The sequence below is a fragment of the Campylobacter concisus genome, assembly GCF_002913545.1.
In the GTDB taxonomy this organism is placed as follows: Bacteria; Campylobacterota; Campylobacteria; order Campylobacterales; family Campylobacteraceae; genus Campylobacter_A; species Campylobacter_A concisus_AV.
The window spans coordinates 20,526-31,524 of sequence record NZ_PPBR01000085.1 but is presented as its reverse complement, the minus strand read 5'-3'; the positions used below and the strand labels follow the sequence as shown (position 1 = coordinate 31,524).

Annotated in this window: 11 protein-coding genes; all 11 read left to right on the top strand. The window is 39.8% G+C overall.

Translation table 11 applies throughout. From position 1 onward, the window contains the following. Nucleotides 1-241: 241 nt before the first annotated feature. The 11 genes from CYP05_RS04930 (at nt 242) to CYP05_RS04880 (ending at nt 10,761) form a co-directional block, all read left to right on the top strand. Nucleotides 242-811 carry a 4Fe-4S dicluster domain-containing protein gene (locus CYP05_RS04930; RefSeq protein WP_002939266.1) on the top strand — a complete coding sequence of 190 codons (570 nt, stop codon included), beginning with the start codon at nt 242-244 and terminating at the stop codon, nt 809-811. A 1-nt stretch (nt 812) separates the two neighbouring features. Further along, on the top strand, nt 813-2,780 hold the full coding sequence (locus tag CYP05_RS04925) for a proton-conducting transporter membrane subunit (RefSeq protein ID WP_009294858.1): 1,968 nt from the start codon (nt 813-815) through the stop codon (nt 2,778-2,780). Between the two features lie 9 nt (nt 2,781-2,789). Beyond that, the gene (locus CYP05_RS04920) at nt 2,790-3,710 is read left to right on the top strand and encodes a respiratory chain complex I subunit 1 family protein (RefSeq protein ID WP_103642165.1); all 921 of its coding nucleotides are present in this window, start codon (nt 2,790-2,792) and stop codon (nt 3,708-3,710) included. A gap of 1 nt (nt 3,711) precedes the next feature. After that, nucleotides 3,712-4,356: a hydrogenase 4 membrane subunit gene (hyfE, locus tag CYP05_RS04915; RefSeq protein ID WP_002939315.1), complete on the top strand. Its 645-nt coding sequence runs from the start codon at nt 3,712-3,714 to the stop codon at nt 4,354-4,356. A 2-nt stretch (nt 4,357-4,358) separates the two neighbouring features. Continuing rightward, the gene (locus CYP05_RS04910; protein WP_103642164.1) at nt 4,359-5,840 is read left to right on the top strand and encodes a hydrogenase 4 subunit F; all 1,482 of its coding nucleotides are present in this window, start codon (nt 4,359-4,361) and stop codon (nt 5,838-5,840) included. Then, nucleotides 5,837-7,573, top strand: a complete 1,737-nt coding sequence (locus tag CYP05_RS04905; RefSeq protein ID WP_009294856.1) for an NADH-quinone oxidoreductase subunit C — start codon at nt 5,837-5,839, stop codon at nt 7,571-7,573. Before CYP05_RS04910 ends, CYP05_RS04905 begins: the two co-directional genes overlap by 4 nt. Next, the gene (locus CYP05_RS04900) at nt 7,570-8,109 is read left to right on the top strand and encodes a formate hydrogenlyase complex iron-sulfur subunit (RefSeq protein ID WP_002939210.1); all 540 of its coding nucleotides are present in this window, start codon (nt 7,570-7,572) and stop codon (nt 8,107-8,109) included. Before CYP05_RS04905 ends, CYP05_RS04900 begins: the two co-directional genes overlap by 4 nt. Continuing rightward, nucleotides 8,106-8,930 (top strand): NADH-quinone oxidoreductase subunit B family protein, encoded by an 825-nt coding sequence (locus tag CYP05_RS04895; RefSeq protein ID WP_009294855.1) that lies wholly within the window; start codon nt 8,106-8,108, stop codon nt 8,928-8,930. The genes CYP05_RS04900 and CYP05_RS04895 overlap by 4 nt, the downstream gene beginning before the upstream one ends. Next, nucleotides 8,927-9,271, top strand: a complete 345-nt coding sequence (locus CYP05_RS04890; RefSeq protein ID WP_021084790.1) for a formate hydrogenlyase maturation HycH family protein — start codon at nt 8,927-8,929, stop codon at nt 9,269-9,271. The genes CYP05_RS04895 and CYP05_RS04890 overlap by 4 nt, the downstream gene beginning before the upstream one ends. Beyond that, entirely contained in the window at nt 9,271-9,717 is a 447-nt protein-coding gene (locus tag CYP05_RS04885; protein WP_103642163.1) for a hydrogenase 3 maturation endopeptidase HyCI, read from the top strand. Before CYP05_RS04890 ends, CYP05_RS04885 begins: the two co-directional genes overlap by 1 nt. A gap of 183 nt (nt 9,718-9,900) precedes the next feature. Next, nucleotides 9,901-10,761: a formate/nitrite transporter family protein gene (locus tag CYP05_RS04880; protein WP_035142401.1), complete on the top strand. Its 861-nt coding sequence runs from the start codon at nt 9,901-9,903 to the stop codon at nt 10,759-10,761. Nucleotides 10,762-10,999 lie beyond the last annotated feature (238 nt).

Genomic DNA, 10,999 nt, shown 5'->3' with positions numbered 1-10,999 from the left:
ATAATAACGCTATTTAATAGCATATCTTAAACTAATATAAAATAAAAATTTAATTTCAAAAATACAAAATTTGTCAGATAGCTGACGGAATTTAATCGCCAGAAGTTATAGAATTGTTTCAAAAATTTCAGGAAGGAGCGTTTGAGATGTTAAATAAAAATTTAACTATCTCTATTCATGTGATTAACAATCACTCTATTAGTGAGCAGGGCGGTCTTGCCTTGTTTTTTAGGAGGAATTTATGAAAAAACATAAATTTGTGATTGCCGATTCTAAACGCTGCATAGGATGTGCGACCTGTATGGCTGCATGTTTTAAAAGTGCTTATGAACGCGGCAAACTATCACGTGCAAGGCTAAGCGTCTTAAGAGAAGCTAGCGGTGTTATGCCGACTCAGTGCAGACAATGCGACGATGGCCCTTGCGCAAATGTATGCCCAACTGGAGCGTTGCGATTTAACGATAATTGCATCGAGCTTCACGAGGAAATTTGTATAGGTTGCAAGATGTGCACGATCGCTTGCCCTTATGGTGCGATAAGCTCAAGTGCAGAGCTTATGCCTTCAGTAAATTACGCTGTAGAGCCAAAATACTATCTTGAAGTAGAGTCACAATCAGGCGCAAAAAACATCGCAGTAAAATGTGATATGTGCTTTGGCCGTGAAAATGGACCAGCTTGCGTTGATGTATGCCCAACAAGCGCTCTTATAATGGTAGATCCAGAAGAGGGCAAACATAAGCTTGGCAAGAGGATAGACTACGAAGCAGCGAATAAATTTGCTACTAAAATTTTAAACGGACAAGGAGCATAAGATGACTACGGTTTATATGCTATTTCTTGTAAGTGCCGTCGTTAGTATCTTGCTCTACTGCGCTCCAAAAGCCGCTGTTAAAGTTGGTTTTGGACTAAGTGCTATAAGCTGCTTTTATGCGATGTGTCACTTCGTTGCAAATATGGGAGTAAGTGATAGCTTTGCTCTTATGGATGGCTTTTTGTATTCGCCAAAATTTGCGCTAAATCCACTTGGAAATTTCTTCAGCTTTGTTGTTGTTTTCATCGGATTTGCAAGTAGTGTTTATGGTATGAGCTATGCAGAAGAGTACATAAAAAAAGCAAATGTTGGTGTGTTTGCATGTTTGTTTAACACATTCATCCTTTCAATGCTTCTAGTAATCAGCGCTGATAATGTATTTTGCTTTGTTGTTTTATGGGAGCTTATGACTCTTGTATCATCATTTCTTATCATCGTCAATGACGGTAAAAATACACTTAAAGCGGTTATGGTATATCTTGGCATCGCACAAATTGGTGCATTTTGTATAACCTGTGGATTGCTTATCACAGCTTACTATGCAGGAAGCTTTGAATTTAGTGCATTTATGGGTGTTAAGATGCCATTTGGCGCTTCTGCTGCTGTATTTATACTATTCTTGGTCGGCTTTGGTAGTAAAGCTGGTATGTGGCCATTCCACGTTTGGCTTCCACAAGCTCACCCAGCAGCACCATCAAACGTTTCAGCCCTTATGTCAGGCGTTATGATTAAAGTTGCTCTATTTACACTAGTTAAATTTACACTTTACCTACCACTTAGCACATACTTTGGTCTTACAATACTCGCTCTTGGTGCAGCTAGCTCACTATTTGGTGTTTTATACGCTCTTTGCCAACACGACTTCAAAGCTTTGCTTGCTTACCACTCAGTTGAGAACATAGGCATCATCTTGCTAGGTCTTGGAACAGGTATCTACGGCGTTGCAGCTGGAAATTTAACACTTGCAGCAGTAGGTTTTTTAGCAGGTTGCTACCACGTAGTCAATCACGCTATATTTAAAGGTCTGCTTTTCCTTTGCGCTGGTTCAGTTATCCACGCTACTCATACACAAAATATGGACATCCTTGGTGGTCTTGCTAAAAAAATGCCATGGACAAGCCTTGGTATGTTTATAGGTATCATGGGTATCGCAGCTTTACCTCCAGTAAATGGCTTTGTTTCAGAGTGGTTTACATATCAAGGTATGCTTCAAGGTGCGATGGGAGAAGGAACATTAGTTAGATATGCATTTACACTTGGCGTCGTAGCTCTTGCGCTAACAGGCGTTTTGGTTGGTATGCACCTTAAACTTTACGCTGTTATCTTTGCAGGTACTCCAAGAGATCAAAAAATTTGGGAAAATGCTAAAGAGAGTCCGATAGGTATGGTTCTTGGTATGATCATCCTAATGATAGGCTGCGTTGGCTTTGGTCTTGGCGCAAACTACATAGTTGATTACATCATGCAAGCTGTAAATTCTATCGCTATAAGCGACTATAAAGCTAGCCTTGGTGCTATAAATGTAACTTCACCTATGGGCAGCATGATCTCAACTCCACTTATCGCTTTAGTCCTATGTGCGACTATGATTTTGCCATTTATCATCCTTGCTGTTATGAAAGCAAACAGAGATAAACCACGCGAAACTGATCCTTGGGCTTGTGGCTTTAAATATAGCTCACGTATGCAAATGACAGGTGGTCCATTCACTGGCGACCTTAGAAAAATTATGCAATGGCTATTTAGAGCTGATAAAAAAGTAGTTACTAGAAATTATTTTGACGCGGTTGAGTATCACAACCATCCAAAAGATATTTGGTGGGGAATGTTTTATGAGCCAGTCATTAAATGGTGTGTGAAATTTGCTGATAAGCTAGGTATCGTTCAAAGTGGTTATACAAATGTATATGCACTTTATATCTTGCTATATCTTTGTGTCATACTTGCTGTGGGCTACTTTTTAGTTTAGGAGACGAAAATGCAAACTATACTTTTAATGATATTTCAAGTAGTCGTTATCGTTTTGGTAGCTCCTTTGTTTGATGGTATGGCAAGAAAACTTAGAGCTAAACTTCAATCAAAACAAGGTAGCGATTTCTTTCAAACATATCGCGACATTATAAAGCTTTTTAGAAGAGGAAGAACCGTCCCTGAGTGCTCTCACTGGGTATTTAGATGGGCTCCATTTTTCCTTTTTGCAACTTCAGCTGCAGTGCTAGCTGCTATACCTATCACTTATAGCAAAGACACTGTATTTGGAGCTTACTCAGATATATTTGTTATCCTCTATCTTGGTGCGCTACTTAGATTTGTATTTGGTGCAGCTTCAATGGATAGCGGCAACCCATTTGCAGCGACAGGTGGCGGCAGGGAGCAAATGCTTGGTGTTTATGTTGAGCCAGTTATGATTATGTGTTTAATCGTAGTTATGCTTGCAGCTAAAACATCAAATTTAGTTGAGATCCAAGAGATGGTAAAAACTGGCGTTATCGGATATCAAATTCCAAGTTTTGCTGTTGCTTCTATCGCATTTTTGTGGTGTATGTATGTTGAGACTGGTAGAAAGCCATTTGACTTAGCTGAAGCAGAACAAGAGCTTCAAGAGGGTGTTCTTGGTGAGTACGCTGGTAGCGACCTTGGCTTAGTTCAAGCATCACTTATATTAAAACAGTTTGCTATGATCGGACTTTTCCTAAGCATATTTGAGCCATGGAATTTTAGCAATCCTTTCTTAGCTATTATCGTTTTTGTGATAAAAACTGGAGTATTTTACGTCGCAGCTGTATTTATAGACAACTTTGGACCACGCTTTAAAATGACTTCATCTTTACGCAAAAATGCTCTTGGTGCACTTGCTATTTCGTTTGTTGCACTAACACTTTATGTAGTAGGAGCGTGAGATGCAAACACTAGATATATTAGCCATTTGCATGATCGTAACTTCGCTTGCGGTTTTTGGTCTTAGAAGCTTGAAACTCTCAATCATCGCTTATGCGATAGAGACACTACTTTTAGTTAGTATATTTTTCTTGCTATCTGAGAAATTTAACGCTGAGCAGCTAAAAACTTGGGCGATCGTTGCGTTTTTTACCAAAGTTCTTTTTGTGCCAGGAATTTTGTTCTGGCTTATCAAAAAACTTGGCGTAGTTAGCGAAGATGAGCCAGTTGGTGGATTTTTTGTAAGTCCTGTTATTGCTATGGGATTTTCTCTAGCTCTTTCAATGAGTATCCACCCTATATTTTTAAAATTCTCTCTTATCAAAGAAGAGATTATGTTGATCGCTGCTGGAACAGTATTTATGATGGGAATTTTTGGCTTCATGCTAAGAAACTCATTTGTAAAACAAATTCTAGCTTACTGCTTGTTTGAAAACGGTATCCACCTAAGCCTTGCTCTAATGGCTTACAACTCACATGAGCTAGTTGAGCTTGGAATTTTAACAGATGCGATATTTGCTGTTATTATCATGAGCGTTCTAGCGATTAGATTTTATAAAGCTTATGATAGCTTAGATACTTCTAAAGCTTCAAATTTAAGGGGTTAGAGATGGATAGTTTAGCTTTAATACTTATCTTACCGCTCCTTGGTGCTTTGATCTTGTTTTTAAGTCCTAAAAACTATGCAGTACTTAGCGGACTTCATGTCTTGTTTTCTGCTGCGACATCAGTGGCTTTACTTAACAATGTTCTTAAAGTTTTAAGTGGCGGAACTTTTTATAGTTTTGATAAATTTTTATTCTTAGATAGCTTGGGCTGTGTTTTCTTGGTGCTTATCGCTGTAACTGGATTTATAGTAAATTTCTACTCTATCCATTACATGAGATGGGAACTTGAAGATGGACACATCCACTTAAGCGATCTTAAAAAATACTACGCACTAAGCCATGTATTTATCTTTACAATGACTTTAAGCGTTATCTGCAACAACGTTGCGTTTATGTGGGCAGCTATCGAGGCTACAACACTAGCTTCTGTGTTTTTGGTTGCTATACACAAAGATCAAAAATCAACAGAGAGTGGTTACAAATACATTGTTCTTTGCTCAATCGGTCTAGCATTTGCTCTTTATGCAACCGTTCTTCTATACTCAGCTACATATAGCACATTAGGAGACGGCGAGGCTTCTATGCAGTTTTCAAGCATAATGGCTAACGCTAAAAATTTAAACCCAGATGCAGCAAAACTTATCTTTGTGTTTGCGCTAATTGGTTTTGGTACAAAAGCTGGTCTTGCTCCAACTCACACTTGGTTGCCAGACGTTCACGCTGAAGGTCCAGCACCTATCTCAGCATTGCTATCAGGTGTACTTTTAAAATGTGCGATGCTTGCACTTTTAAGATACTACGCTATCACAGCTCAAGCAGTTGGATTTAGCTTTGTTGAAGGCGTGATGATCGTATCAGGAACTATCACACTTTTTGTAGCAGGATTTTTCCTAATAAGACAACACAATGTAAAAAGAATGTTTGCATACCACTCAATCGTTCACATGGGTGTTATCGCATTTGCACTTGGTGTTGGCGGTAAATTTGGTCTATTTGCAGCGATATTCCACTGCTTAGCTCACAGCTTCACAAAAGCTTTGGCTTTCTGCTCAACAGGTAACATAGCAAGAATTTACGGTCACAAAGATATGAGTAAGATGGGCGGCATGGTTAAGATCGCACCTATTACAACTATTATGTTTGGTGCAGCTGTATGCTCACTAGTTGGTGTTCCAGCATTTGCTATATTTGTTAGCGAATATAACGTCTTTGTTGGAGCTATCACAAGTGGTCAATACATCGCAGTTGCGCTATTTGCTATTGCACTTGCAGTTATTTTCATAGCTGACTTTGCGCACTTTAACATGGCAAGCTTTGGCGAGCCAAAAGGTGTGGTTGTTCATAATAAAGAGATGAGTTTGTTTGAAAATTTACCTCTTATAGCACTTTGTGTCCTTATCATAATCTTTGGTGTATGGAAAGTAGATAGTTTTTATACGCTAGTAAATAACGGTGTTAATATAATGATGGGAGCTTTAAAATGAGAGGCGATAAATTTGTTGAAATCCTAAAAACAAAGGTAAAAATTTTAGAAGTAACTCGTCAAGCAGACGATCAGATCACAGTTTTGGTTGATAGAAACGATCTTCCACTAGCTGTTAAAACACTTTATTATGATATCGGTGGCTTTATAAGCACTATGATACCAAACGACGAGCGTCAGATAAATGGCTGCTATGCGCTTTACTATGCTATCTCAATGGAAGGTAGCAAGATGACTGAGGCGGATGATTTTGCGGCTGAGGATAAGTGCTTTATCACAGTTAAAACTCTTATCCCAGGAAGCGATCCGACATTTCCATCAGTTACTCCGCTTGTGCCAGCTTGTGTTTGGTATGAAAGAGAAGCTTATGATATGTTTGGTCTAGTAGCTGAGGGTCTGCCTGATAAAAGACGTCTAGTTTTAAGTGATGACTGGCCAGACGGACTTCACCCACTTAGAAAAGATGCTATGGACTACCGCTACCGCCCTGATCCAGTAGATCACAGAGATGAGCCTGATGCGGAGTTTTTGTTCCCAACAGGTGATGCAGTAGTTGATGTACCACTTGGACCACTACACGTTACATCTGATGAGCCAGGTCACTTTAGACTTTTCTGTGATGGCGACGAGATCATCGACGCTGACTACCGCTTATTCTACCAACACCGCGGTATGGAGAAGCTAGCTGAAAACAGAATGAATTATGATCAAATGGGCTATCTTGCAGAGCGCGTTTGCGGAATTTGTGGTTATGCTCACGCTATTGCGTGTATCGAAGCTGCAGAAAAAGCTATCAAGCTTGAAATCCCACTAAGAGCTCAAGCTATACGCGTTATCTGTCTTGAGATCGAGCGTCTTCACAGCCACCTTTTAAATATCGGTCTAGCTTGTGAGGTCACTGGTAACTACAACGCTTTTATGCACATCTTTAGGGTTCGTGAGTACTCTATGGAGCTAGCTCAGCTTGTAACTGGCGGACGTAAAACATACGGCAACGTCGTTATGGGTGGCTTAAGACGTGATATGACAAACCATGAGATCAAAAAAGGCTTAGAGATCATCAACAAACTTGATATTCAAATTTCAGAAATTTGGGATGCAGTTTTGGAAGATAAACGCCAAATCGGACGCTGGAAAGGTGTAGGTATCTTAGACCGTCAAATAGCACGTGACTTTAGCCCAGTTGGTCCAAATATGAGAGGCTCTGGCTTTAAACGTGATAACCGCTACGATCACCCATACGACTTCTTCAAACAGATAGAATTTGAAGTAGCAGTTGAGCATGGTTGCGATGTTTTTGCTCGTGAGATGGTTAGATATAAAGAGCTAAAAAGCTCTATCCACATCATCCGCCAATGCTTTGAGATGATGCCTCAAACTCCGATCATGATCGATCCTGTGACTATGATCAAGCCTGAGAATTTCGCACTTGGTCATGACGAAGCACCACGTGGCGAGAACGTCCACTGGATCATGCAAGGTAGCGCTCAAAAAGTATATCGCTGGAGATGTAGGGCTGCGACATATAACAACTGGCCAAGCCTAAGGTATCAATTTAGAGGAAACAACATAAGTGATGCTGCACTTATCGTTTGCTCACTTGACCCTTGCTACTCATGCACCGAGCGTGTTACTTTGGTTGATGTAAGGACTAAAAAAAGTAAAATTTTAACAGAAAAAGACCTTAAAAAATTCTGTCAAGATGGCGGGGTTAGTAAGAAGGATTTAAGATGATGAAGTTATTTGACATCACAGAAAAATATGGAAAGGCGACATACGCCTATCCATTTGAGCCATATATTGTGCCTGAGAATTTCCGCGGTCAGCCAGACTATACATACGATCTTTGCATAGGTTGTGCAGCTTGCGGTATCGCTTGTCCTAGTAACGCAATAGAGCTTAAGATGAACGATGAGCAAACAAGACTTGTTTGGCAGTTTGACTGTGGTCGTTGCATATTCTGCGGACGCTGCGATGAGGTTTGCCCAACTGGAGCTGTAAGACTTAGCGATAGCTTTGAGCTTGCGGTTAAATTTGACAAGAGCGCTCTTATACAAAGAGGCGAGCTTGAGATGCAAACTTGCAAATGCTGCGGCAAGCCATTTACGCCAAAAAGGCTTATAAATTTCACTCTTGAAAAGCTTGGCACAGCAAATTTACTCCCAGGCAGACTTGAAGAGGCAAAAGAGTACCTTTTTATCTGCCCAGAGTGCAAGAAAAACCAATCTGCTGAGAGGCTAACAAAAGGCGTTGAGGAGGCTATAAAATGAGTCTATATCAAGTCCCAGAGGACATAAAAACAGCAAATGACCTAACTGCAAAGTTAGAGCATTTAAAAAATATCAAAAGAAGCTTTAGCGTTTATAGGATTGACTGCGGAAGCTGCAATGGTTGTGAGATCGAAATTTTCGCTGCTATCACTCCGATGTGGGATCCAGAGCGCTTTGGCTTTAAGCTTGTAGCAAACCCAAGACACGCTGATATCTTGCTTTGCTCAGGACCAGTCACAAGACAGATGTACTACCCACTTCTTCGTGCTTATGAGGCAGCTCCAGATCCTAAGATCGTAGTTGCTTTTGGCGCTTGTGGTAGCACAGGTGGAATTTTCCACGACGCTTACAGCGTTTGGGGTGGTATAGATAAGATAATCCCAGTTGATGTCTATATCCCAGGCTGCCCTCCACACCCAGCAAGCGTTATTTATGGTCTTGGTATGGCTCTTGGCATCATAGATCAAAAATTGCACAAAAAAAGCTATGAAAATGACAGCACTACGCCTCCACCAGTTGAGAAGTCAGTAATGGGCGATATCTTGTTTGAACGTGACTTGCAAGCTGAAAGTAAAAGGCTGATGAGCTATATCTTTGGTAGAACACTATTTGAAAAATATATGGATGCTATCAAAGCCTCAAGAGATATCCACAACCCAGAGCTTGCACGTGAAGCGGTTGTAGCAGCTATCAAAAAAGAAGATGATCCTAGATATGCTGAGTGTATGGCACTTTTGCATAATGACATCTATCTAAAATACGCAAAAGCTGGTAAAAATTTTGCGATCGATGTTGATAGCGAGGTTTGGAGTAAAAGATGATTCAAGTTTATAAGCTTACAAAAAGGCATATGGACGACAACGAGAAGCTTCCACGCGAGCTAAAGGAGATAAAAGTTTTCTCTACTTGCGTGGGACACGGCGTTGGCACGATTGATTTTAGCGAGAAGATCTTGGAGCTAAGCGATGAGGAATTTGATGAGATGATCAAAAACTCAGGCGAATATGTGAAATTTAAGATCGGAAATTTAAGCAAGTATTTTGAAGTTGAAATTTTTGCTGAGCATATCGCTAGACTCTTGCCACAGCTTTGTGAGTGTAAGCTTAAAGAAATTTTGGCAAATTTAAAAGAGGGATATATCGTGCTTAGGAAGGACTTTTGATGAAAAAGGCCATCCTTTGCATCGGTAATCCTATGCGTGGCGATGATGATGTGGGCAATGAAGTCGGTCGCATCGTAGAGCAGGAGCTAAAAGAGTGGAAGGTATTTTTTGGGCAAGATGTGCCTGAGAATGAATTTTCAGCTATTAGAGAATTTGCACCTGATATCTTGATAGTAGTCGATGCGATGAGCGGTTTTGATGAGGATAAGATAGAGTTTTTTGATCTAAGTGATGATAAAGACTACATCTACTCAACCCACAATCTCCCAACGCCAGTGCTTTTAAGCTATTTGCGAAAAATTTGCCCAAAGACGCTTTTTCTTGGCATTAGCGTCTTGCTTGAAAATGTCCTTGATTTTGAAGAGGGTCTAAGCGAGCAGGCTAAAAAAAGTGCGAGAAAAGCTTTTTTAAGAATTGTAGAGATTGATAAAAATTTAGTTGGTTAAATTTAGCAAGTGCTAAATTTAATCTGGGGTTTGCTAAAGATAAATTTGATCGTTTTGGATTTGAAATTTAGTGTAAAAATAAGCTTTAAACATTAAATTTTAACGCCAAATCTCTATCTTTGGCACTGCTTCTTTGCTTTTATTTCTTATAGATCAAAGAAGGTTAAATAAAAAGGAGACGTGATGTTAAATCCGGCAGAAACCGCTCAAGCGGTGTCAAGTTCTATGGAGCACAAAGCTCATACGCCACTTGTAAGCATTATCTTCCTTGCTATCATGGCTGGTGCTGCTATTGCAATGGGTGATATCTTCTGGGCTCACTCAACAGTTGGTATGGCTGAAAAACAGTCTATCGGTCTTTCAAACTTCATCGGTGGTATCACATTTAGCTGCGGCCTCATGATGGTTGTATTTTATGGCGGTCACCTATTTACTAGCTCTGTTTTAAGCGGCGTTAGTGCGTATGAGGGTAAATTGCCACTTGGCAAAACCATAAGCTACTGGGTAATCGTTTGGATATTTAACTTCGTTGGCGGTGCATTGATCGCTTATATGTACTACTACTCTGGTTTGCCACTAAAATACGACGGCTACATCTTGCAACACTTCGTGCCAGCAGCTATTGGCAAGATCACAGCACCATTTCACGAGCTATTTCTTCGTGGTATCTTTTGTAACGTCTTTGTTTGTATGTCTATCTGGACTGCGACAAGCGAGAGCAACCTATCTGGTAAATTCTTTGCCATTATGTGGATGATCGGCGCATTCGTTGCTTGCTCAATGGAGCACTGCGTTGCAAATATGTTCATCATCACTGAAGCTATCATCTCTAAAGCTCACTATATAGCAGCAAGTGGTGGCGATATCAACGCTGCAGCAGCTTTACTTCACACTACAGCTGATAAACTAGATGTCATCAACTGGACAAATTTCTTAAGCAAAAACTTGCTTCCAGTTACACTTGGTAACATCTGCGGTGGTCTTTTCTTTGTTGGTCTTGTTGGTTTCATGGCTAATAAATTTGATATGAAGAAAAAAGCTTAATAAACTTCCTTTTAGTCTTTGCTTTTATGGCAAAGGCTAAATTTTAAATTTCTCTTTTTTACCTTAAAAGTTTCAAAAAAATCTCTTGTTTTTTATCTAAAAAATGTCACACTCATCTTAAATTTATCGTTTTAACTCCCCCTTATTTGAAAATTTGTGACATTTTGGAGTTTAAAAGCTCTTAGCTAAAAAAATTTAGAGCAATAATAAAGCTAAAATTTAATATAATCCCACGAAA